The sequence below is a fragment of the Streptomyces parvulus genome, from assembly GCF_014648855.1.
Classification (GTDB): Bacteria; Actinomycetota; Actinomycetes; order Streptomycetales; family Streptomycetaceae; genus Streptomyces; species Streptomyces parvulus.
Genome location: NZ_BMRX01000026.1, coordinates 1 through 21,743, shown reverse-complemented (window position 1 = coordinate 21,743; position 21,743 = coordinate 1). Strand labels below are relative to the sequence as shown.

Annotated in this window: 20 protein-coding genes and 1 pseudogene; 9 read left to right on the top strand and 12 right to left on the bottom strand. The window is 70.8% G+C overall.

Annotated elements, in window-relative coordinates; all coding sequences use genetic code 11:
- Nucleotides 1-20 precede the first annotated feature (20 nt).
- Together IE108_RS33450 and IE108_RS33445 are read right to left on the bottom strand one after the other, a co-directional pair.
- Nucleotides 21-971 (bottom strand): ABC transporter ATP-binding protein, encoded by a 951-nt coding sequence (locus tag IE108_RS33450; protein ID WP_064732397.1) that lies wholly within the window; start codon nucleotides 969-971, stop codon nucleotides 21-23.
- Nucleotides 972-1,069: 98 nt separating this feature from the next.
- Nucleotides 1,070-1,336, bottom strand: coding sequence for a hypothetical protein (locus IE108_RS33445; RefSeq protein ID WP_064732396.1), 267 nt, complete (start codon nucleotides 1,334-1,336; stop codon nucleotides 1,070-1,072).
- 626 nt (nucleotides 1,337-1,962) lie between these two features.
- Between IE108_RS33445 and IE108_RS33440 the strand changes: the two genes are divergently transcribed.
- On the top strand, nucleotides 1,963-2,673 hold the full coding sequence (locus tag IE108_RS33440; RefSeq protein WP_064732395.1) for a DUF3152 domain-containing protein: 711 nt from the start codon (nucleotides 1,963-1,965) through the stop codon (nucleotides 2,671-2,673).
- A 20-nt stretch (nucleotides 2,674-2,693) separates the two neighbouring features.
- Here the strand turns inward: IE108_RS33440 and IE108_RS33435 are convergent, their stop codons facing one another.
- On the bottom strand, nucleotides 2,694-3,308 hold the full coding sequence (locus IE108_RS33435; RefSeq protein ID WP_064732394.1) for a TetR/AcrR family transcriptional regulator: 615 nt from the start codon (nucleotides 3,306-3,308) through the stop codon (nucleotides 2,694-2,696).
- A gap of 95 nt (nucleotides 3,309-3,403) precedes the next feature.
- Here IE108_RS33435 and IE108_RS33430 point away from each other — a divergent pair, with 95 nt between their 5' ends.
- The 8 genes and pseudogenes from IE108_RS33430 (at nucleotide 3,404) to IE108_RS33395 (ending at nucleotide 11,024) form a co-directional block, all read left to right on the top strand.
- Nucleotides 3,404-3,952, top strand: a complete 549-nt coding sequence (locus tag IE108_RS33430; protein WP_229852664.1) for an ester cyclase — start codon at nucleotides 3,404-3,406, stop codon at nucleotides 3,950-3,952.
- Between the two features lie 477 nt (nucleotides 3,953-4,429).
- A pseudogene (wrbA, locus tag IE108_RS33425) lies at nucleotides 4,430-5,038 on the top strand (NAD(P)H:quinone oxidoreductase); the annotation flags it as partial.
- Between the two features lie 670 nt (nucleotides 5,039-5,708).
- Entirely contained in the window at nucleotides 5,709-6,809 is a 1,101-nt protein-coding gene (locus IE108_RS33420; protein WP_064732391.1) for a CE1758 family FMN-dependent luciferase-like monooxygenase, read from the top strand.
- Nucleotides 6,806-7,417: an FMN reductase gene (locus tag IE108_RS33415; protein WP_079163934.1), complete on the top strand. Its 612-nt coding sequence runs from the start codon at nucleotides 6,806-6,808 to the stop codon at nucleotides 7,415-7,417. The genes IE108_RS33420 and IE108_RS33415 overlap by 4 nt, the downstream gene beginning before the upstream one ends.
- 138 nt (nucleotides 7,418-7,555) lie before the next feature.
- Nucleotides 7,556-8,899, top strand: coding sequence for an MFS transporter (locus IE108_RS33410; protein WP_079163933.1), 1,344 nt, complete (start codon nucleotides 7,556-7,558; stop codon nucleotides 8,897-8,899).
- Between the two features lie 52 nt (nucleotides 8,900-8,951).
- Nucleotides 8,952-9,548 carry a TetR/AcrR family transcriptional regulator gene (locus IE108_RS33405; RefSeq protein ID WP_064732390.1) on the top strand — a complete coding sequence of 199 codons (597 nt, stop codon included), beginning with the start codon at nucleotides 8,952-8,954 and terminating at the stop codon, nucleotides 9,546-9,548.
- Between the two features lie 18 nt (nucleotides 9,549-9,566).
- Nucleotides 9,567-10,367: an enoyl-CoA hydratase/isomerase family protein gene (locus IE108_RS33400; protein ID WP_064732389.1), complete on the top strand. Its 801-nt coding sequence runs from the start codon at nucleotides 9,567-9,569 to the stop codon at nucleotides 10,365-10,367.
- Between the two features lie 144 nt (nucleotides 10,368-10,511).
- Nucleotides 10,512-11,024: a cupin domain-containing protein gene (locus IE108_RS33395; protein WP_064732388.1), complete on the top strand. Its 513-nt coding sequence runs from the start codon at nucleotides 10,512-10,514 to the stop codon at nucleotides 11,022-11,024.
- Between the two features lie 61 nt (nucleotides 11,025-11,085).
- Here IE108_RS33395 and IE108_RS33390 read toward each other — a convergent pair whose 3' ends face one another.
- From IE108_RS33390 to IE108_RS33350, 9 genes are all read right to left on the bottom strand, one after another.
- Nucleotides 11,086-12,438, bottom strand: a complete 1,353-nt coding sequence (locus IE108_RS33390; protein WP_064732387.1) for a dihydrolipoyl dehydrogenase family protein — start codon at nucleotides 12,436-12,438, stop codon at nucleotides 11,086-11,088.
- A 126-nt stretch (nucleotides 12,439-12,564) separates the two neighbouring features.
- The gene (locus tag IE108_RS33385) at nucleotides 12,565-14,814 is read right to left on the bottom strand and encodes a SpoIIE family protein phosphatase (protein ID WP_064732386.1); all 2,250 of its coding nucleotides are present in this window, start codon (nucleotides 14,812-14,814) and stop codon (nucleotides 12,565-12,567) included.
- A 361-nt stretch (nucleotides 14,815-15,175) separates the two neighbouring features.
- Nucleotides 15,176-16,069, bottom strand: a complete 894-nt coding sequence (locus tag IE108_RS33380) for a hypothetical protein (protein ID WP_229852662.1) — start codon at nucleotides 16,067-16,069, stop codon at nucleotides 15,176-15,178.
- Complete coding sequence (locus IE108_RS33375) at nucleotides 16,066-18,162, bottom strand: PEP/pyruvate-binding domain-containing protein (protein ID WP_064732385.1); 2,097 nt, start codon at nucleotides 18,160-18,162, stop codon at nucleotides 16,066-16,068. The genes IE108_RS33380 and IE108_RS33375 overlap by 4 nt, the downstream gene beginning before the upstream one ends.
- Before the next feature lie 2 nt (nucleotides 18,163-18,164).
- Nucleotides 18,165-18,857: a DedA family protein gene (locus IE108_RS33370; RefSeq protein WP_064732384.1), complete on the bottom strand. Its 693-nt coding sequence runs from the start codon at nucleotides 18,855-18,857 to the stop codon at nucleotides 18,165-18,167.
- 5 nt (nucleotides 18,858-18,862) lie between these two features.
- Nucleotides 18,863-19,612: a hypothetical protein gene (locus tag IE108_RS33365; RefSeq protein WP_064732383.1), complete on the bottom strand. Its 750-nt coding sequence runs from the start codon at nucleotides 19,610-19,612 to the stop codon at nucleotides 18,863-18,865.
- Between the two features lie 155 nt (nucleotides 19,613-19,767).
- Nucleotides 19,768-19,944: a hypothetical protein gene (locus IE108_RS33360; RefSeq protein ID WP_159394666.1), complete on the bottom strand. Its 177-nt coding sequence runs from the start codon at nucleotides 19,942-19,944 to the stop codon at nucleotides 19,768-19,770.
- Nucleotides 19,945-20,084: 140 nt separating this feature from the next.
- Nucleotides 20,085-20,630, bottom strand: a complete 546-nt coding sequence (locus IE108_RS33355) for a YbhB/YbcL family Raf kinase inhibitor-like protein (protein WP_064732382.1) — start codon at nucleotides 20,628-20,630, stop codon at nucleotides 20,085-20,087.
- Between the two features lie 56 nt (nucleotides 20,631-20,686).
- Complete coding sequence (locus IE108_RS33350) at nucleotides 20,687-21,382, bottom strand: type 1 glutamine amidotransferase domain-containing protein (RefSeq protein ID WP_064732381.1); 696 nt, start codon at nucleotides 21,380-21,382, stop codon at nucleotides 20,687-20,689.
- Nucleotides 21,383-21,743 lie beyond the last annotated feature (361 nt).

Genomic DNA, 21,743 nt, shown 5'->3' with positions numbered 1-21,743 from the left:
AGATCGCGGGATGGTGGCGCTCATGCGGACACCTCCTGGCTTCCGTGGACCCGGGCTCCAGCGGTGAGCACCGGGGAGGCCTCCGGCGCGTCGAGATAGCCGAGTACCAGCTCTTCCAGCGTGGGTGCGCGGTGGCCGTCGCCGGGGGACGGGGGTGAGGTGTCGTCGGTGCGTACCAGGGAGGTGGTCTCCCGGCCGTGGTCGGTGCTCGCGATGACGTCGTAGGGAACCGCCTCCGGTGAGGGCGGGCGGTCTCCCGCCCCGGAGGTGACGTGCCGGTGCTGGTCCAGGAGGAGGTCCACCTCACCAGCCAGTCGGACCCGGCCGTTGTTGATGAGTACGAGGTGGTCGCACGAGTCCGCCAACTCGGAGACCAAGTGGGAGGACATGATGACGGTCGCCCCGTGGGTCCGCGCCTCGGCACGCAGCAGGTCGGTCATCTGCCGGCGTACCAGCGGGTCGAGGTCGGCCATGGGTTCGTCCAGGAGCATCAGCCGGGGCCGCTTGCCGAGGGCCAGCGCGAACGCAACGCGGGTGGCCTGGCCTCCGGAGAGGGTGCCGACGCGGACTCCCATCGGAATGCCGCCGGCTTCCACGACGGACTCGGCGGTCTCCTGGTGCCAGGTGGGGTTCAACTCCTTTCCCATGCGCAGGATGTCGCGCACGCGAAAGCGCGGGTAGAGCGCCTTGCGCTGGCTCAGGAAGGCCGTGCCCCGGCGGGCTTCGGGGCTGCCGGGACGGTGGCCGGACAGGGTGATCGTGCCGGTCGTCGGCTCGAGAAGGTCGGCTGCCAGGGAGAGCAGGGTCGTCTTCCCGGCTCCGTTGGGCCCGACGAGAGCGCAGACGCTGCCTGCCGGCAGCCGGAAGGAACTGTCGCGCAGGGCCCAGCCGCGGCGGTAGCGCTTGCCCAGCCCGTGAGTTTCCAGGGCCGGGGCGGGAGGGATCCGGGGGTCCGTGACTCGGTCTGTCATGAGGTGCTGAAACCTGTGTGTTCTCTCGGGGTTGTCGGTGCACGGAAGCTTCGGCCGTGCGAGGGTGAGGGTGTCGCACGGCTCGCTCAAGCTCTCCGTCATCCCTCTTGCGGCTGGGCCTCGTCGGCGGTGCCGCGGCGGCGGCCCGGCGTCCGGAGCAGAGCCAGGACGCCGACGGCGAAGGGCAGCAGCCAGGCCAGTCCGGGAACGGGTGCGCCGGCCGTCCACACCGCCAGGTGGGCCACGGTGCGCTCGGCCACGGGCACGCCGCCCACCAGGACGAGCAGTACACCGAGCACGACCACGGTGAGGCGTGTGGGCTGCGGGATGGGGAGGGGCGTGGTCTTGCGCGGGGATCGGTTCATGACGCCGACGCTAGGGCCGGGCGGTGTGAGCGGGCATCGGCCAAAAGTCGGCGGTCGGGAGGTGACCAAAGTAGCGGTGACGGAAAAAGGAGACCTGCCCGGAGTCACGTATAACATGTACCTGTCAATTTTATGATCGGCGGGCCACCCGCTCCGGCCGACGCGGCTCGGGGTGGCCATGCCTCCCGCTCGGGACAGCAGGAGACATGACCACCGAGGCCCTGTCGGCAGCCGCACTCCCCGGGGGAAGGGCGCGTACTGCGAAAGGGGCCCTGGCGACACACCCGACGGGAAACCCCTCGCCGCCGGGCGTCCGCCTGGACAGACCGCCAGGGCTGAGCCAAGCGGACGGTGCACGGTCACACATCGCTTGACTTAGCAATCATTGCCGTGCGCGGGAGCCCTGTCAACATGGGGGGGCATCGCGGCGCTTTCCGGCCAGGATGAACCTTTTCGGTCGCCGGACCCGTTCTCTTCACAAGGGTATTTTCCCGAGTCACCCAGAATGTGGGCCATCAGAAGCCATGTCACGTCACCCGGCCCCGGCATCAGGGCCTCCCCGTCACCGACCCGCCGGGCTCCGACGCCGGAGCGGACGAACTCGCCGCCGACGCGTCGCCCGCATCATGCTGCTTCCGTTCCTCGCCGCAGTGGTCCTGAGCAGCCTCTTCCTGTCGCGGCACGTGGACGGCGACCCCGGCATCGCCGGTGCGGTGGCCCAAGGACGAAGCCACCAGGCCGCAACACCCGCCTTCACCAGATCCACTGCCGCGGCACGGGAGGACACCGACGGTTTCGTCACGGCGAGGATCTCCGCCGAGCCGATCGGCACCGGAACGGTCCGGCGCTTCAAGGTCCGCGTAGAGGAGGGAATCGGCCTGTCGGCCGACGGTGTGGCCCGCGAGATCCACGGAGTACTAGCGGATCCCAGATCCTGGACGGCTGACGGCCACGACGGCTTCCAGCTCGTGTCCGACGGGAGCCGGGACTTCGTGGTGGTCGTGGCTTCCCCCGCGACGGTCGACAGGATCTGCGGAGCGGCCGGACTCAGGACGCGGGGCGAGGTGAACTGCGACGTCGGCTCTCGCGTTTTCGTCAACTTGAAGCGCTGGCAGACCGGTTCGCCCAATTTCCATGGGTCTCTGGCCGACTATCGGGCGTTGATCATCAATCACGAGGTCGGACACCGCATCGGACACGGCCACGAGACGTGTCCCGGGCCCGGCAGGCCGGCGCCCGCCATGATGCAGCAGATCAACGGGTTGGACGGATGCGAGCAGAACGCCTGGCCCTACGACGCGGACGGAACGTATCTCGGCGGGCCGAAGGTCCCGTGACACCGGCGGGCAGCAGTGGCTCAGCCGACCAGGGCGAGCAGGGCGGTCCGCCTCAGGACCTGCTCGGCGCGCTCCCACGTCCAGCCGCTCTCCACCACCAGCGTGTGCCAACTCGGGGGCCCGAACCAGTACCAGAGGAGGTCGGCCGTCTCCTCAACCGGACAAGAGGGCGATGGGTCGAGGGCGTGCAGATGAGTGGCGACGGCCCGCAGCGCGTCGCGGTACGCCGCCATGGCGCGGTCCCAGAGCGCCTCCCCGTCCTCGTGGACCGGAAGTGCCTTGCGGATCGCCTCGTGCACGGCGTGCTGACTCTCGTTGCCGGCTCGCGTTCCCCGGGCCAACGCCGACAGGACCGCCTCCGGCGTGTGCATGCCGAGCATCTCCTCGGTGGCCTGCCGGTACCCTGACGCGGCCACGCCCTGGTCGACGATCCGGTTCAGGATGTCGCCCTTGCTGCCGACACTGGCGAAGACCGTCTTCGGCGCCACGCCGGCGGCGGCCGCGATGTCGGCGACGGCCACCCGCCCGTAGCCACGTTCGGCGAACAGCGCCGTCGCCCGGCCGAGGATCAGTTCACGCGTGCGGGCAGCACTGCTTTCACGCAGCGGAGACACGTACGGACGCTTGGACGACATGTTTGGATGCTAACATCACCGATTCATTAGGTATGGTATTACCTCAATTTCCGCCGCGCGCAGCGCGTTGCCGACGAAGGGCATGACTCATGGGAATGGACGCACTGGAGCTGGGGCGCGGCCTCTTCCGCATCCTCGAAACGGGCGATCGAGCGCTGGCGGCGGAGGTCGTACACCCTGACTTCCGCAACCGCGAGTCTTCCGTCTCACCACAGGCATGCTCCCTCGAGGGTCCCGCCGGGGTGCTGGCGTCGGGCGCATGGATGCGCTTCGCCTTCAGCGACCTGCACTTCGCCGTCACCGGGATCGTTCACGAGGAGGACCAGATCTGGGTGCGTCTGCGTATGCAGGGCCGCCAGACGGGAGCCTTCGTCCGCTTCCGCGACGGTGCACTCGACCAGGCCGTTCCGCCCACCGGGCGGGAGATCGACTTCGAGCAGATCCACGTGCTCCGCCTCCGCGACGGCAAGGTGGTCTCGCACGAAGCGGTCCGGGACGACGTCACGATGCTCGGACAGCTGGGTGTGTTCCCGCCGGAGCCGGCCGGCATGCTGCGCATGGTCACGTGGCGGCTGACCGGTCGAGCCAAGCGCGCCGCACAGCAGGTGACGGCGCTGGCAGCGGAAGCGGCGGCCGGGTCGTAGCGGGTGGACACCCATGTCCGGGGTGCGGCGTCGGGGGTGCGACGAGGCAGTGTCTCCGCTCCTGCTGGGCGCTTCTGCGGCGGGTCGGCAGGCTCGCCGAACCGCTCGTCGTCTCCTGGGCCTGACCCCGAAGGGCGTGCACTGTTCGCAGAGCTGAGCGACAGCACGGCCCAGTCCCTCGCACGGCGGCTCAACGGGTGGAGCGTCGAGGACGTCGGACACCTGATCTGGCTAAGGGCGCGGCTTCGGGCCAGTTTCGACGGCTCGGGGACCGAACGGGGACCGCATGGGTGGGCCGCCTTCGTGAGCTCAGCCGCCGGAGCCCCCACACCAGTGATCCTTGCCGGCCATACCTCCCTTTTGACTTTTCTAGACCGGTCGTCTACTTTCCAATAGGCGACCGGTCGTCTTATTCGCGGATCATCCCGAGCACCCCGATCGCCTCCCCCCGAACACAGCGAACGGAGACCGCCGCTCATGACCACCCCCGTGAAGCTCGCCATCGTCTACTACTCCTCCACTGGAACCATCGCGACGATCGCCAGGGAGCTGCATGACGCCGGCCTCAAGGCGGGTGCCGAGGTCCGTATGGTCAGGGCGGGCGAGCTGGCCCCTCAGTCCGCCATCGACTCCAACCCCGCGTGGGTCGCCAACCAGACCGCCACAGCGGACGTGCCCGAAGCGACCCCTGAGGACATCGACTGGGCGGACGCCGTCATCTTCGGCACCCCCACCCGCTTCGGCAACGTCTCCTCGCAGCTCAAGCAGTTCATCGACACCCTCGGCGGCCTCTGGGCCGAGGGCAGGCTCGCCGACAAGGTCTACAGCGGTTTCGTCTCCACCGCCACGGCTCACGCCGGGCACGAGTCGACCCTGCTCGCCCTCTACAACTCGGTCCACCACTTCGGCGGCATCGTCGTCAGCCCCGGCTTCACGGACCCGGCGAAGTTCGCCGACGGCAACCCCTACGGCACCTCCCACACGGACGGCCAGGGCACCAACCCGGTCGGCGACACCACGCGCACGGCCGCCCGTATCCAGGCAGAGCGCGTCGTCGCGATGGCCGCCAGGCTGAAAGCGGCCGCCGACGCTGAGCCGCCCGCCGAGGCCGAGTCGCACCCCATGGCCGCGCCCGACCCCGAGGCCCAGCCGCGCACCGCCGGGGAGCGCCCGCGGCGCTGGTGGCAGCGCCGCCGCAGGTGACGGTGCACCGTGGGGAAACGGCCTGCCGGTGGATCGGCAGGCCGTTTCGCATGTCCGCAGGACCGATGCCCCCACGCGCACATGTGGCGCGCGGCACCTTGCCTGTACGCACACCAGTCCCGGCGCTTGGTATATTTGCTTCGCACAGCAATTAATGTGTGTTCACCGCCGGTGCTCCGTGCCGCGATCCAGCCCCCGTCCGAAGGAAAATCACGTGCCCACCACGCTCACCGAAGCCCAGCCCCACTTCCGCCGGACCGACGGGTCCACGAGTGTTCCCGAAACCGCGGGCACCGGACGGCACCGCGGCCGTTGTGCCGAGGGGGATCTGTGGGCCGCCGGAGGCGAGTCCGTCGGTCACGGTCGGCACCGCAGGACCGCGGGGCTCATGGCGCCGCGACCGGTCATCGTCTCCGACGCCCCTGGCACCGGCGGGCGGTTGAACGAGTAAGGCGCAACGGGTGCTCCGGGTCCGCGTGGCGAACAGCTCCCCTCCTCGGCGCCGGGAAGGCGGGCGGACCGAGACGACAGAATCGACTGACAGGAATCGACGATGCAGATAGGTATCTTCGGCGTGGGAGATCTGGCCCGCGACCCCGTCTCGGGACGGACCCCCACGGAACACGATCGCATCAAGGCCGTCGTGGAGTACGCGAAACTGGCCGAGGACGTCGGCCTGGACGTCTTCGCCATGGGCGAGCACCACAACCCGCCCTTCGTGCCGTCCTCGCCCACCACAATCCTCGGTCACATTGCAGCCCGCACGGAGCGGATCCTGCTGTCCACCTCGACGACGCTGATCACCACCAACGACCCGGTGAAGATCGCCGAGGATTACGCGACGCTCCAGCATCTCGCCGACGGCCGGGCGGACCTGATGATGGGCCGCGGCAACACCGGACCGGTCTACCCCTGGTTCGGCAAGGACATCCGCGACGGCATCGCACTGGCCGTGGAGAACTATGCCCTGCTGCACCGGCTGTGGCGTGAGGACGTCGTCGACTGGGAGGGCAGGTTCCGGACACCGCTCCAGGGCTTCACGTCCACGCCCCGCCCGCTGGACGGGGTTCCGCCGTTCGTCTGGCACGCCTCCATCCGCAGCCCGGAGATCGCCGAACAGGCCGCCTACTACGGCGACGGCTTCTTCCACAACAACCTCTTCTGGCCCAAGGAACACGTCCGCCGCCTGGTCGAGCTCTACCGCAGCCGCTTCGAGCACTACGGACACGGCAGCGCCGACCAGGGCATCGTCGGCCTGGCGGCGCACCTCTTCGTCCGGCCGAAGTCCCAGGACGCCGTGCGCGAGTTCCGCCCCTACTTCGACCATTCCCTGTACGGCGGCGGCCCGTCCCTGGAGGAGACCATGGAGCAGACCGCGGTGATCGCGGGCAGCCCCCAGGAAGTGATCGAGCGTGTGCTGAGGTACCGGGAGCACGCGGCCGGCGACTACCAGCGTCAGCTGTTCGTCGTGGACGGGGTCGGCGTCCCGCACAAGACCGTGCTCGAACAGATCGAGATGCTGGGCGAGGTGGTACCCGTGCTCCGCAGGGAATTCGCACAGGGCCGGCCCGCACACGTTCCCGACGCCCCCACACACGCGTCACTCACTGCCGCGGCCAGGGCAGCGACGCTTTCCGGGGAGGGCCGGCGGTGAAGCGCACCCTCGTCGTCGTCTCCGCGGGCCTGCGGCTGCCCTCCTCCACACGGATGCTGGCCGACCGGCTCGCCGACTCCACGCGACGCCTCCTCGATGAGCGCGGAGAGCAGGTCGAGGTGGTGACTGTGGAGGTCCGCGACCTCGCACGCGATCTGGTGAGCCACCTGACCACCGGCTACCCGTCGGAGCAACTCCGGCGCACCTTCGGGGCGATCGCGAAGGCGGACGGGCTGATCGCCGTCACACCGACCTTCACCGCGTCGTACAGCGGCCTGTTCAAGATGTTCTTCGACTGCCTCGACGACACCGCCCTGGTGGGCAAGCCGGTACTCCTCGCGGCCACGGGCGGCACGGCACGGCACTCCCTCGTCCTGGAACACGCCCTGCGGCCGATGTTCGCCTACCTGCGCGCCGCGACACTGCCCACCGCGGTGTTCGCCGCCACGGAGGAGTGGGGCGGCGGTGACGCCGGCGAGCCGCTCGTACGGCGCGTCGAGCGGGCCGCGGAGGAACTGGCCGGAGAGGTGGCACGCCGTGACCCACCTACGGCCCCGGACCCCTACCGGGCTCCGCTGCCGTTCGAGCGGCTGCTGGAGGGCGGATGAGGAAGGCGCACGGCTGAGCCGCCATATTCCCGAGGAACGGGAGTCCGGCTGCGACATCTCTCACGGTCTGGCACGACCCCTTACTAGACAGACCTGTCTAACATGAGTGGTCCATCCGTGCCGACTGGAAGTGACCGCATGAGTTCCGCACTCCCCACACCTCAGGCCGTCCCGCCGCGCACGTCCCGGAAGCGACTCGCCGCGCACGCGGCACCGCACCGCGGGCGGCTCGGCGCCACCGCCTCCCTCGGCGTACTGGCCTCGATACTCGTCTCGCTGCTGGCCGCGTCGAGCGCGCCGACACCGCTCTATGCGATCTACCAGCAGCACTGGGGCTTCTCCCCCATTACCGTCACCGTCGTATTCGGCGTGTACGCGGTCGCCGTGCTCCTCTCGCTGCTGGTGTTCGGAAAGATCTCGGACCATGTGGGACGACGGCCGGTCCTGCTCGTCGCCCTCCTGGGCCAAGCCCTGGCGATGGTGGTGTTCGTCGAGGCGGGCGGGGTCGACGCCCTGCTCGCCGCCCGCGTCCTCCAGGGCATCAGCACCGGCGCCGCGGTCGGTGCGATCGGCGCGGGCATGCTCGACGTCGACGCCCGCAGGGGCGGGTTCCTGAACTCCCTGGCGCCGACGCTGGGCACCGCGGGCGGTGCGATGGTCTCCGGCATCCTCGTCCAGTACCTGCCGGCCCCGACCCGACTGGTCTACCTGGTACTGCTGGGCGTGTTCGTACTGCAGGCACTCGCGGTGCTCGCCATGCGCGAGACCGTCTCCCGTGAGCGGGGGGCCCTGGCCAGCATGGCCCCCGAGTTCAAGCTGCCGAAGCCGGCCCGGGCGGCGGTAGCGATCGCCGCACCGGTGATGTTCGCGGTGTGGGCGCTGACCGGACTGTACGCGGCGCTGGGGCCGGCCGTCATCCGGACCCTGGTGCACTCCTCGTCCGTGGTCTGGGGCGGGCTGCCGCTCTCCGTGCTCGCCTCCGCCGCCGGGCTGGCCGTGGTGCTGCTGCGCGGGACGGCAACGCGCAAGGTCATGTTCATCGGCATCGGCTCGCTGGTGGCAGGCGTGCTGATCACCCTCACCTCAGTCGCCCCGGGCGGCGGAGGAGCTCTCGCAGTGACGATGTTCTTCGTGGGCGCGGCGATCTCGGGCTTCGGCTTCGGCGGTGGCTTCCAGGGCGGCATCAGGATGGTCGTCCCACTGGTCGAGCCGCACGAGCGCGCGGGAGTACTGTCCCTGCTCTACGTCATCTGCTATGTGGGCCTGGGGGTCCCCGCCGTGATCGGCGGGTTCCTCGTGGTGCACGGTGGAGGCCTGGTGCCGACCGCCCGCGAGTACGGCGCGGTCGTCGTACTGCTGGCCCTCGCCGCGCTGGCCGGGCTCCTGCGCAGCGGCCGCCGCGTGGAGCACGTGGCGGCGGCCCGGCCCGTCGCCGCGCCCGCCATGACGGCGCCCGCGGCGGCGGAGCCGGCGCGGCGCTGATTCCCATGGGAAGCCCTAGACTGAACAGACCTGTCTGATCTGAGGTGGCGAAATGGCGAACGGCGGCAGCCGGACCAGGACACCGGCGCGGGAGCGGCTGCTCCAGGCGGCCAACGAGCTCTTCTACGGTGAGGGTGTGCAGACCGTCGGTATCGACCGGGTGATCGAGCACGCCGGGGTGGCCAAGGCGTCCTTGTACAACACCTTCGGAAGCAAGGAAGGCCTCGTCTGCGCCTACCTGGAGTCCCGGCACGAGCGAAGCCGCGACCGGATCACCCGGACCCTGACCCGCTTCCGCTCCCCGCGTGAACAGCTTCTCGGCGTCTTCGACGCACAGGGCGAGGCCTTCACCGATCCCTCGTACAACGGCTGCGCCTTCGTGCGGGCCACCGCCGAGGCACCCGAGGACAGCTCGGTACGGCACGCCGCCGAGAAGTACCGCGCCTGGATCCTAGGGCTGTTCACCGAGCTGGCCGACGCGGCGGGTTACGCGGGACCGGAGGAACTGGCCCGTCGGCTGCGCCTGCTCTACGACGGCGCGGAGCAGGCCGCGCGCATGGATCACGACCCGTCCGCCGCCACGACCGCCCGGGAAGCGGCAGCCGCCCTCCTCGGTGCGGCACCCCTGAGGGAGACCCGGACACCTTGACCCTCGTAAGGTAGGAATATGACCGATATATCCCCCTTCAGAGTGGTGCAGCGGTCTGCGTCGTACTGGCGCGTGACCTTCGATTCCCCTCCCATCAACCTGGTGACCTTCGAGACCTTCGCCGCCCTCGGCGACCTCCTGGACCGGATGGATGCCGACGACGACCTGAAGGTCGTGGTCTTCGACAGCGCCGACCCGGACTTCTTCCTCGCGCACTTCGACCTGGTGCCCCCGGAGCAGCCCTACACGGGACCCACCTGGCTGGACGTCGCCGCCCGCATGGCCAGGTCCCGGGTGATCACGATCGCTTCCGTCCGCGGCCGGGCGCGCGGGGTGGGCAACGAGTTCCTCCTGGCCTGTGACATGCGCTTCGCCAGCAGAGAGAGGGCCGTCCTGGGCCAGCCCGAGGTCGGCGCCGGGATCACTCCGGGGGGCGGGGCGCCGGAACGCCTGCCGCTGCTGGTGGGACGCGGGCGCGCCCTGGAGATCATCGCGGGCGCCGACGACTTCGACGCCGAGACGGCCGAACGGTACGGCTGGATCAACCGGGCGCTGCCCGACGCGGAGCTCGACGCCCACGTGGACCGCATCGCCACGCGGATCGCCTCCTTCGACCGCCGGCCGCTGGCCGAGGTGAAGGCTCTGGTCAACCGTTCCACCCTGCCGTCCGAATCCGACCTGAAGGCGGGTCAGGACACCTTCCGTGCCTCTCTGGCCTGGCCGGAAGCGCACGCACGGATCAGCCAGTTGCTCCAGCGGGGCATGCAGCAGCGGAACGACGTCGAGTACCGGCTGGGAGACCACATCGCCGAACGGTGACCTGCGCCGCAGGGCACGGTCGGACGGAGCCCGTAAGACATGTGCTTGCCATAGCAAGTAATGTAGGCAGGGTCAGCTGTCCATCGACTCGCTTCCGCGGTCCCTCCCGGGACGCGTGGCGGTGTCGCACGCATCGGAGACGTGATGAGCTTTCTGCTGGGCGAAGTGACGCCCGACGACCCGCAGTGGAACAGGCGCGGCGCGCTCTACGTGCCGTCCGGGCAGGGCCCTACCGTCTGGGCCGCGGACGACGTCTACACGGTCAAGGCCACGGGTGCGCAGACCAACGGGAACATCGGCTTCATCGAGGCCACCGTCCCGGCCGGCGGCGGTCCCGTCCCGCACGCGCACACCCGGGAGGACGAGACCTTCTACGTGCTCGACGGTGAGCTGGAGTTCACCGACGGCGACCACGAGTTCACCGCCGTCGCCGGTGACTTCATCCACGTGCCCAAGGGCATCCGCCACGGGTTCAGGAACAAGCGCATCCACGCCGCCCGGCTGCTGTTCATCTATACGCCGCCCGGCCTGGAACAGCTCATGCTGGACCACAGCACCGCCGCCCGCGACGGCGAGACCCCGCCGCCCATCGACGACGAGATGACCGTCCGTGCCGAGCAGGTGATCCGGAAGTCCAGGACCATCATGCTCCCCTGACCCACCCGGCAGGAGCGGCGGGGCGAGGACCGGGGCCGGGCGCCCGCCACCTGCGAGCGCCTCACTGCGTCCCGGCCGCTCCGCTCCGTGTGATCCGCAGATCCAGTTCCTTGAGCGCGGCCACGTAGATCTCCGAGAACGTGGGGAACGGCTGAATGGTGTCGCTCAGCAGGCCCAGAGGGACGCGCGCACGGATGGCGAGCGTCGCCTGCTGCAGCCACTCCCCCGCCTCGGGGCCGAGCGAGTAGGCCCCAGTGACGACCCGGCCGTCGCTGAGCAGGGTCAGAAAGCCGTTGGCCTCGGCGTAGGCACGGGTGTAGGTCGCGGTCCGAGCGACCTCGGCGATGGGTACGGTGGCCGTGAAGGGCGCCTCGGTCGCGCCCACGGAGGCCGCCTGCGGATCCGTGAAGACCACCCGCGGCACCGCCGTGTAGTCGGCCGTGCGGATTTCACCGAGGATGTTCGCCGCGACGACGTCCCCCTGGTACTTGCCGACATGGGTCAGCATCCACAGGCCGGTCGCGTCGCCGACCACCCAGAGCCCCTCGGCCGCGCGCAGCCGCTCGTCGACCGGGATGCCGCGGTCGTCCGCGCTGATCCCCACCGTCTCCAGACCGATGTCGTCCACGCGAGGACGGCGTCCGGTGGCGACGAGCAACCTGTCCCCGCGCAGTTCCCGCCCGTCGTCGAGCACCAGAACGTAGTCGTCACCCTCGAGGCGGGCGGCCATGGCCCGCCGGCCGAGCACCAGCTCGATGCCGTCGCGCCGCAGGACCTCGCCGAGTGCTTCGCCCAGTGGTACGGGCTCCCTCGGGAGTACGCGCGGACCGGGTGCCGTGATCACCGCCTCTCCGCCCAGCCGACGGACGGCCTGCGCCATCTCCACGCCCACGGGCCCGGCGCCGAGCACAAGCAGCCGCCGCGGAACAGTCTTCATGCCGGTCGCCTCGCGGTTGGTCCAGATACCTTCCAGCTCGCGCAGCCCCTCGACCGGCGGCACGAACGGGGAGGCTCCGGTCGCCACCACCACGTGATCGGCGGTGTAGCGGGCACCGCCCACCTCTACCGCGCCCGGCCCGGCCAGGCGTCCGCTTCCGCGCAGCAGGTCGATGCCGTTGCCGGCCAGCCAGCGCTCCTGTCCGGAGTCGGAGTAGTCGGAGACCATGAAGTCCCGCCACGCGAGGACCCGTTCCGGGTCGATCTCGGCCGTCGCCTCCGCCTCCCGGGCCCCGTTGACGGCTTCCCCCGGACGCAGCAGCGTCTTGGAGGGGATGCACGCCCAGTACGAGCATTCCCCACCGACCAGTTCGCGTTCCACCAGCGCCACCCTCAGGCCGCCCTCGGCCAGAGCGCCCGCGCAGTGCTCGCCGGGTGACCCTCCCCCGATCACGATGACGTCGTAGTCACGGCTCATACTTCCGCCTCCGGTCCCGGTCGTCGGGTCAGAACACTGGCGCCTCCCAGCATCTCGCGGACCCTCACTCGCCGCTCCCCGGCCGGACGGGACCGGCCGCGGCCGCACGCCCCGGCCCCTCTTCCCTCAGCCCTGGGGGATAACCAGATCCACCGACACCGTCTTTCCCTGACCGTTGGGATGGCTCGCCCACTCGTCGGCGAGGGCCTCCACGATCAGCATTCCGCGCCCGTGTTCCGCCTCGGGAGGCTCTTCGTCACGCGACAGCGAGGAGGGGATCGGCGGGTTCGAGTCGGAGTCCCGGACTTCCAGTCGCAGATGGTCCCCGAAGACACGCAACCGGAGGTCCACATCGCTTCCCGCGTGCACGAGGGCATTAGTGACGATCTCGGAAGCGGCCAGTTCCACAACGTCGGCCATGTCCGCGAGGCCCCACGACCCGAGCTGATGGTGCACGAACGTGCGGGCCGCCTTGACCCCGCGCAGGTCCCGGCGCTGGATGTGCAGTCCGGCCGCCCGCGGTTCCTCCAGGCCCCCGGCCCCCTCGTACCGGGCCAGCAGCAGTGCGGCGTCGTCACGGCGCTGCTGCGGCGTACTGACCTCCGCGACGATTCTGTCCGCCCAGTCCTCCAGGTGGGACGCGGCGGTGTCTCCGCCGGGTTCGAGCATGCCCCGCGCGCAGGCCTCCGGGCTCGCCGACCCGGAGGCGACGAGTCCGTTGGTGTACATCATCAGGACCGAGCCGGGTGCGAGGGTGTGCTCCCGTCCCTCATAGGGATGGATCCGGGGCACTCCCAGGGGCACGTTGGCGGGTGCGTCGAGGGCTTCGACGGTCCCGTCGGGCCGCCGTACCAGGGGAGCGGGATGTCCGGCCAGGGCCACCTGTGCGAGGCCGTCCACCGTGTCCAGTGCCACGACGCAGCAGGTCACCGTCAGGGTGGTGCCCAGCTCGGCCAGCACCCTTCCGGTGCGGTCGATCATCGTCGCGGGGGTATGGCCCTCGATCGCGTAGGACGCCATCGCCGTGCGCACCTGCCCCATGACGGCGGCACTCTCCATCGCGTGACCCTCGACGTCACCGATGACGAGCACCGCGCGGTCGTCGGTGGCCTTGAACACGTCGAACCAGTCACCCCCCACCTTCGAAGCCACCCCGGCGGGCCGGTAGCGCACCGCGGTGGTCAGGCGCGGCAGGTCCGGCAGCCGGGACGGCAACAGGAAACGTTGCAGGAGACGAGCCGCCTCGCGCTGTTCCGCGCTCAGCTCGACACGGTCCACCGCCGCCCCCAGCAGCCCTGCCATCATGCCCAGCAGTGCGCGCTCCTCGGGCGGGAAGCGCCGGACTCCGGGGAACGCCAAACCGCACACGGCCACGACCCGGCTTCGGTCCGCGAAGGGCAGATCGACGAACTGCCCGTCGCCGGTGAGCGGCAGATAGGCCTCGCTCCGGCGCTCACCGTCGACGTCCTCGCCGTGCCCCGACGCCGGCTCCCGAGTGACGTACAGGGGCCGGCCGCGGAACGCCGCGGCCGCCGGTGTCCGGGAGTCCGCTCCGGTGCCGTGGAGTCTGCGAGCCATGTTCACGGAGTCGCCGCCGCGCCCCAGCACCCACAAGCGGCCCTGGCGCTCCGAGATCAACACCATCGCTTCGGCGCGCAGCGCCGACATGAGGCAGTACTGAGCCGCCGCCACGACGTCGTCCATCGTCGTTGCCCGGTTGAGCAGTTCCGCCAGGCGCCGCAGCGGAAACATCATGCTCGTTCCGGGGGAGCCCGGCACACCATGCACTCCCCAGCCGGGGGTACGCACACTCGTGTCGACCACCCTCTCCGCGGGGACGAGCGTCGGCATGGGGCCCGCGGCCACCGTGACGTCCTTCTCCTCCAGGCCCGTCAGGGTTTCCGCCAGCCGACGCCCGACTCCCTCGAGCGTGCGTTCCTCAGTGGGACGGAAGGGGCCGCCGGTCTCCACGCGCAGCACGGTGAGGGCGCCGAACCGCCGGCCGCCGGCGACGACGGGCGCGGACAGGGCGGCGTACGGGTAGGGGAGTACGTGTTCCTGGTCGGGCCCCGGAGGGTCCGGGTCGATCAGAGCGGCCACCCTGCCCGAGGTCCATGCCCGCACCGTGGCCGAGGGCGTGGCGGCCGCCATCCTCCCGGGGAACGTGAAGAACGAGGGGGCGCTGCCGTCGGCCAGCGCCAGTCGAAGTTCGCCGCGCTCCTCGTCAACCAGATAGACGGCCGCCGCCACGGCGTCCAGCGCGCGTCTCGCCTCACGCGCGCTGGAGTGAAGCGTGTCCGCGAGGGCCGAGCCGTGGACCGTGTGCCGGTCGCCGGCGCGGTACGGCTCCCGTCCTGGTGTACTGCTGCTCCCCACGAGAGGGCTCCCTCCAGCGCAGCGTGGTGCCGGCGTCGGCGATGGGCCTGCCGCCTTCACGTTGATGCCCATTCTTCGGTGAGCGGGGGCACCGGCGCGAGCCCGGCTCGTCGCCCGCCGTTCGTCCCCGGCGCGGGGACGCGGCCGCCGGCCGTGCCATGCGGCTCGGGTTCCGCCGGAAGGGCATCACCGGTCGCGGCGGGCCTCTCCCGAAACTTGCGGAACCGATTGCGCCGACGGGGTGACATCGGCGGTACGGCCGGACATGTCCAGTAAACACCCGGTGACCCGGTCCGAGAGGTGGTCCGGCTCCCGCCGGGGAGGATCCTCCCGGAGGCGGTCGGCGGCCCGCGCGTCCGGCTCAGCGCAGCACGACAGCGCTCGTCCGGTTGGTGTTGGCGTCCTGGAGACAGCCGTGCAGGCGCATCAGGTCGTGCGGAGGCAGCGCGGGACGGATGACGGCGACGTACACCCCGTCACGCACCCTGGTCAGGCGGGCGTCCTGGTTGGACGACGCCGTCGAACGGCGACAGGTCTGCCAGAGGTCGTCCGCGGCGAGCCGCGCCCCTCCGGTGTCCTGGATTCCACGGGTCTGCACCTGGAAGGTCACGGTGCTGCGTGCCGCGTGGGAGGGTGGTTCGGGCCGGGTCTGGGTGGCGTCCGCGAGGGCGGACCACAGGAGCGGGACGAGCAGCAGACACCCCACGACCCCCGCTACGGACAGCGTCCGGCGCACGGGACGGACTCGCGGTACCGCGGGATGGTCCTCCAGGGATTCCTTCGCACCGGCGGGAGGGGCGGTCAACGCCGTAAGACGCCCGGCCAGCCGCCGCTCGGCGCCCCGTCCCACAGTGGCCGCGGCGATCCTCTGGAGGATCGCCGCGAGCCCGGACAGGGCCGCGCCCGCCACCATCAGCACCGGCACGAAGACGAAGGTGCGCTGAGGGCCGCCCACCTCGTCCAGGGCCGTCGGCGCCAGCCAGGTGAAACGGCCCCGGGCCGGTGCTCTGGTCCGCTCCAGACGGTCACGGACGTCCTCCATGCGGGCGACGGACTCGTCCAGCCGGTTCTCCAGCCGGGCGAACCGGGTGAGGAGGACCACGGCGGCGAGGAGCACCTCGATGATCAGGAACAGCACCGCCGAGATCAGCGCCCGCTGCCACTCCCATCGGGTCAGGTACAGAACCGTGTAATAGGCGGCGTAGAGGCCGGACAGTCCGCCGAAGGCGTACCCGGCCAGTTTCAGAGCCTTCACGCGGCCGGCTCCTGTCGCGCGGAGGTCGATGCGGCGGGGGGCAGTTCGCCGACTTCCACGGCTCCCGTGACTCCGTCGACGGTCAGGGGGGTGCCCTCCGGAAAGCGCTCGGTCGCGTCGGTGACGCCCACCGCGGTGGGCACCTGGTGTTCGCGCGCGAGAACGGCGAGGTGCGAGAGTGGGCTGCCCGTCTGCGCCACGAGTCCGGCCAGGCCCGGCAACAAAGTGGCCAAGGCCGGGTCCAGGAACCTGACGACCAGCACCGGACGCTCCGGGCGCTCGCCCTGCCCGTACCAGGCCGTCCCAGCGCCGAAGCCGCCACCCGCGCCCTCTCCCTGGCCGGGCGCGTCCGGCCGGGGCTGATTCTCGGCGACCGGAACGTCCTCGGCGAGCCGGAACGCCGCTGGCAGGGGACCGCTCCGCGGCCGTGGGACTCTCTCGGCGAGGTCGGCCGGGAGCCCTTCGCCGCGGGCGGCGCGCACCAGTTCGTGCCAGCGCAGCAGGGCCAGGCGGGACGGAGGGATAGCCGCGTGCCCGGCCCCCAGCCGGCGGGCCAGCACCGAGAGCATCCGGATCTGCATCTCCTGCACCCAGCGGATGCGCAGCCGCAGGCCCTCCCGTACCGGCAGGGAGTCGACGCCCCGGGGCAGGAGGGTGACGTTGTCGACCTCCGGGAGCGGCGCACGACCGGCGAGTGCGGGAGGAAGCAGGGACAGGAGGACCGGGTGCCGCGCGACCAGCTCGTCGTGACTGAGCCCCTGTCCGCGGCTCTCGGCCAGTTCCGCCAGTCCTTCGCCCGCGGCCGTCGCACCGCTTCCTCCTCCGAGCAGCGCGCCTGCCAATGACTCCTGGGCGTGCAGGGCGGACAGGGCCTGCCGCCCCCAGGCGACCGCGTCGAGGAGGTGGCCGCTGAGCATGTCAGCGGTCGGCGGGAAGCCGGCCAGGGCGCGGTCGACGTCCGCCATGAGATCGACCGCCAGGAGCGGCAGGGCGGAGCGCAGCCGTCCCACCCGCCAGGCCGCCGCCGCCCGCCTTGCCCCGTTCGCGGTGTTGATCCGGTCGAGGAAGGGATGGGCGGGAGGCACCGCGCCCAGCAGGCGCAGATCGGCCACGGCCCTGCCGTGCACGGTGGTCACCACCGGCAGGCGCCGCAGCCGGCGGCGCGGCGCGGCGCCGGCGATGTCGAGCGCCACGGTCAGACCATGCGACATGGGCGTCACCCACAGGTCCTCCTCGAGCGGCTGGAGCACCCCGGGAAGGGTCTCGGCGACCGGACCGGGGCCGAGCAGCCGGGCACCGCGCGAGGGACGCGGGGGCATGGCGGTGATGGGACGGGACTGGAACAGCCACAGCCGCCCGTCGCCGTCGAACCCGAACTCCATGTCCTGCGGACCGCCGAAGACGCGCTCGGCCGACTTGGCCAGGCCGACCAGCTGGTGTCGCTTGCGCCGCGTGAGCAGACGCCCGCCGCCTCGCGGGACGGTGCCGTCGCCCACCGGCCGGGCGCGTCGAGTGAGCTGCTGGCGCACCCCCTGGGTGCTGCCGTCCACGAGTTGGTCGGGGCCGCCCCGGACCGCGCTCACCAGGATGCGGTCGGTGCGGCCCTCGACGGGGTCGGCGCCGAACATCACACCGCCGACGGCCGACCTCAGCATCGGTTGCACCAGGACCGCCATGCCGTCGGCGGGCAGGTCCCCGGCGACCGGACGCAGCGGCCTAACCCGCCGGGCGGAGGCCAGCACCGTCCGGACGGCTGAGACGAAGGAGTCCCAGCCCCGTACGTCCAGCACGGAGTCGAAACGGCCCGCCATGGAGGAGTGCCCGGTGTCCTCGTAGAGGGAGGAGGACCGGACGACGAGAGGTTCCCGGCCCTTTTCGCCGGCCAGCGTCCGCCAGGCGAGGCGCAGTACCTCGTCCCCGGTGAGGGCGGCGGGAACGCGGGCGGCTGGTACGAGTACGAAACCCGGCAGGACGGGCAGCCCCGCCACGGCGGCCCGGGCCAGGTGGGCGGCCTTGGCGCCGGTGACGGCGGCGTCCCTCGCCCAAGGGTTGTTCAGGGGCACCACGGCCCATTCCGCAGCCTCGAATCGCATGGCTATCTCTCCTGTGCGTACGTGTAGTTGACCGCGTCCTTCCGCGGTGCCCGATTCCGCGGCCCGCCGGAGGCCACCACCGTGGATCCAGGACGCCGCTGTCGGCGGCGGGCCCGGATCCGTGCGACGCCGAGGATCGCGGCGGCCGCGGTGGAGAGGACGAGGAGACCGATCAGTCCGGCCCTGTGCAGCAGCTCGACGGCGGCCGGGCCGGTGAAGTAGCCGACCAGCACGGTGCCGGTGCCCCACACCAGCGACGCGGTGGTGCTGTAGAGGAAGAAGCGCCGGTAAGGCATACCGGACGAACCGGCTGCGTAAGGCAGGAAGGTCCGGGCGAAGCCGATGAACTTGCCGGTGAAGAGCGCCGCACCGCCGTGGTGCGCCAGGAAGGCCCTCGCCCGTCCGTCACGGTGACTCCCCGCGATCCCGGGGGCCCCTCTCCTCCCCAGTCGTCGCCGGCATCGACGGCCCAGGGCGAAGCCGAGGTTGTCACCGGTAACGGCACCAGTGACCACGGCGGCGGCGAGCAAGGGGGCGTTCAGTTCGCCGTGGCCCGCGACGGCGGCCGCCGCCAGCACGGCACTCTCCCCCGGAACCAGCAGGCCGACGAAGGCACTGGTCTCGGCGGCCGTCAGAAGGAAGACGACGGCGTACGTCCACCAACCGGCCGCCTGGAGCATGGCATCGAGGTGCATGACGCTCAGCCGGCCCGACGCGTCGGGGCGCAGGCGCCAGCCTTGGCACGATCGCGCGGGGGCATCGCCTCCCCACCGGGGTACCAGGCGTCGGCGCGACGGCGGCGCCGCGCTCGCCGCCCGGGGAGCCGGCCCGTGAGGAACCAGGCCAGCAGGGGTACGGCTGCGGCGAAAATGGCGGCCGTCACGGGGTCCGCGGAGGGCAGGACGGAAATGACCACGGCACCCGAGCCTGCCGTCGCGACGAGGATGCGCACCCGGATCGAGGGGGCCGCGGCCGCCATGGCGAGTGCCGTCAGCAGATACCAGCCAGTGAGAGCGCCGGGCAGCGCCGCGTAGTCGCGGAAAAGACTTCCCTCGCGCGCCGGGAGGCCACCGGGATCCGTCCAGCAGGAGTAGGCGAGCCCTGCCGCCGCGGTCAGCAGCAGCGCGAGCGCCCCCCGGGCGTAGAGCGCCGGCTGCCGGCCGGCCAGCCAGAGCAGGACCAGCGCGGTGAGGGTCCAGGGGACGAGCGCGTCCAGGGAGGACAGCATCTGCGTCGTGCCGCTCCGGGCGAGTGCGGGGTAGGGCTCGCCCCGGGGGAAGACACCGAGGAGGGCGCCGTGGAGCATCGCGGTCGCGGCCACCCCCGTGCTCAGCCGGCGCAGCCACCCGGGGACACGCCCCTCCCGGACGGTCCCGCCCGGGTGACTGCCGATCGGACGAACGGACGCCCGGACTTCGATGCCCGGGGTCTTGGCGGCATGGGTGTGCACGGCATCCCCCTCACTTGGTTGACGAAGCAAATATATATTTACTTGATGCGTCAAGCAAGATATGTGATGCCGATCTCTCTCACGGAGGCGTCCGGAGCATCTCCCCCGCCGTCAAAGCGCCCGCCGCCTCGCTCATCTGACGCCGCGTCCACCACTCACAGCGCTGCGGCGAGGTATGTAGCGGCAGCAAGCCTGTGCGCCGCCAATGCGGCTCGTTCGACCTCGCACCCGTGCCTCTCGCGCCTGTCGTTGCAGTTCACCCGGCGCAGCAACGCCTCGATCGGATCCTCGCCGCGACGCGTACCGCCGCGATCGCGCTCATGGCTGCTCATGCCATCGCCTTCCTGTGTCGGCTACTCCGGCTGGCCATGATGCCCGACCGAAGGCAGAATCACCACTTTGACAGGTGACGAACGATCGGAATGCGAGCGCTAGCCGCCCCTCCGGCCGCGGCCACCCGCCGCCCCCGGCTTCAGGAAGTGGCCGGGAGGCCGAAGACCGGCGACAGTCTGGCCCGTCCCAGGGCGTGGGCGACAAGGCGGAACCCCAGCCAAGCCGGGGTCGCGTCCGGACTGACCTCGAGCCTGGCGACGTCCAGGGCGTGCACTACGAACATGTAGCGATGCGGGATCTCTCCCGGAGGAGGAGCGGCCCCCAGGTAGCCTCGCCGTCCTGCGTCGTTCGCCAGCATCCGCGCGCCGGCCGGAGTCGCGTCCCCTTCGCCATCTCCGGCGCCGGCGGGCAACTCGGTCACGGAGGCGGGCAGGTCGTACAGGGCCCAGTGCCAGAAGCCGCTGACCGTCAGGGCGTCCGGGTCGAAGCAGGTGACGGCGAAGCTCGCCGTCCCCGATGGATGGCCCTCCCACGCCAGGTGCGGCGAGCGGTCGCGCCCCGGGCCGCCGAAGATGGCGCTGGTCTGGGCCACATCCAACATCTCCCCGTCGGCGATGTCCGCACTGCGCAGGCTGAAGGCCGGAACGGGGGGCAGCCCACCGTAGGGATCGTGAAGTCGTGTCATCCGCTTCTCCGTGCCACGTCCACTCCCCCTCACCCACTCAGAGGGGGGTGGCCGCCTCAGGAGAGGATCTCCAGCAGCCGGTCCGCGAGGATGGCGGCGGAGTGCGGATTCTGCCCCGTGATCAGGTTCCGGTCCTCGACCATGTACGGCTCCCACATCTCGCCCCGGCTGAACTCGACGCCGATCTTGTCCTTGAGCTCGGTCTCCAGCAACCATGTCGCCCTGGCCGCCAGCCCCACGGCCTCCTCCTCGTCGTTCGTGAAGCCCGTGACCCGGTACCCCTTGAACGGCGATTCTCCGTGGATCCTCGTGGACAGCAGGGCGGCGGGAGCGTGGCACACGATCGCGAGCGGCTTGCCCGACGCGAGTTGCGCGGTGAGGATCCGTCCAGCGTCGGCGTCTTCCCACAGGTCCGACATCGGCCCGTGCCCGCCGGGCAGATAGACCGCGTCGTAGTCCTCCAGGCGCACGTCCGACAGTTTCAGCGGCCTGCGCATGACTTCGGCGGACCGGATGATGGACTCCAGCTCCAGGGCGCCCTCCTCACCCCCGGCCATGGAGGGACGCAGGCTCATCATGTCGACGTTGGGCGTCACGCCGTTGGGTGTGGCGACCACGACCTCGTGTCCCGCTTCGGTGATCTTCTTGTACGGGAGCGCGAACTCCTCGGCCCAGTAGCCCGTCGCGTACCTCGTACCGTCCTTGAGCACCCAGTACGTAGCACCGGACACCACGAAAAGTATCTTCGCCATGGGAAAGCGCCTCTCCGTCGCTTATGGACACGTGTAATGGCCTGAGGCATGTAGCACGTAAATACGGTAATAGCTACGCCAAACGGGCGCATCCGGGGCATCTCGGACCCGGTACCGATGTCCGTGGCCGGAGCACTGGCACTCTCGACGATTTCAACCCAGACACTCCAGCCCTCGCCCCCAGCGCACATGGGACCGGAGGAGCGATACGTATTGGCAAAGCGTCACCGTCTTGACAGGTGACATGCGGGAGCGTAATGATCTCACCAGTTCAACCGGTGATGCGTGGAGCCGACCCGCCGCCGTCCACGAAAGGGAAACGAAGATGGATCTGAAGCTCGAAGTCGTGGTGCTGCCCGTC

What these genes read in the sequence shown, in the direction of transcription:
- IE108_RS33450 (WP_064732397.1), bottom strand. Translation starts at nt 971, where the DNA reads ATGACAGACCGAGTCACGGACCCCCGGATCCCTCCCGCCCCGGCCCTG.
- IE108_RS33445 (WP_064732396.1), bottom strand. Translation starts at nt 1,336, where the DNA reads ATGAACCGATCCCCGCGCAAGACCACGCCCCTCCCCATCCCGCAGCCC.
- IE108_RS33440 (WP_064732395.1), top strand. Translation starts at nt 1,963, where the DNA reads ATGCTGCTTCCGTTCCTCGCCGCAGTGGTCCTGAGCAGCCTCTTCCTG.
- IE108_RS33435 (WP_064732394.1), bottom strand. Translation starts at nt 3,308, where the DNA reads ATGTCGTCCAAGCGTCCGTACGTGTCTCCGCTGCGTGAAAGCAGTGCT.
- IE108_RS33430 (WP_229852664.1), top strand. Translation starts at nt 3,404, where the DNA reads ATGGACGCACTGGAGCTGGGGCGCGGCCTCTTCCGCATCCTCGAAACG.
- IE108_RS33420 (WP_064732391.1), top strand. Translation starts at nt 5,709, where the DNA reads ATGCAGATAGGTATCTTCGGCGTGGGAGATCTGGCCCGCGACCCCGTC.
- IE108_RS33410 (WP_079163933.1), top strand. Translation starts at nt 7,556, where the DNA reads ATGAGTTCCGCACTCCCCACACCTCAGGCCGTCCCGCCGCGCACGTCC.
- IE108_RS33405 (WP_064732390.1), top strand. Translation starts at nt 8,952, where the DNA reads ATGGCGAACGGCGGCAGCCGGACCAGGACACCGGCGCGGGAGCGGCTG.
- IE108_RS33400 (WP_064732389.1), top strand. Translation starts at nt 9,567, where the DNA reads ATGACCGATATATCCCCCTTCAGAGTGGTGCAGCGGTCTGCGTCGTAC.
- IE108_RS33395 (WP_064732388.1), top strand. Translation starts at nt 10,512, where the DNA reads ATGAGCTTTCTGCTGGGCGAAGTGACGCCCGACGACCCGCAGTGGAAC.
- IE108_RS33390 (WP_064732387.1), bottom strand. Translation starts at nt 12,438, where the DNA reads ATGAGCCGTGACTACGACGTCATCGTGATCGGGGGAGGGTCACCCGGC.
- IE108_RS33375 (WP_064732385.1), bottom strand. Translation starts at nt 18,162, where the DNA reads ATGCGATTCGAGGCTGCGGAATGGGCCGTGGTGCCCCTGAACAACCCT.
- IE108_RS33370 (WP_064732384.1), bottom strand. Translation starts at nt 18,857, where the DNA reads ATGCACCTCGATGCCATGCTCCAGGCGGCCGGTTGGTGGACGTACGCC.
- IE108_RS33360 (WP_159394666.1), bottom strand. Translation starts at nt 19,944, where the DNA reads ATGAGCAGCCATGAGCGCGATCGCGGCGGTACGCGTCGCGGCGAGGAT.
- IE108_RS33355 (WP_064732382.1), bottom strand. Translation starts at nt 20,630, where the DNA reads ATGACACGACTTCACGATCCCTACGGTGGGCTGCCCCCCGTTCCGGCC.
- IE108_RS33350 (WP_064732381.1), bottom strand. Translation starts at nt 21,382, where the DNA reads ATGGCGAAGATACTTTTCGTGGTGTCCGGTGCTACGTACTGGGTGCTC.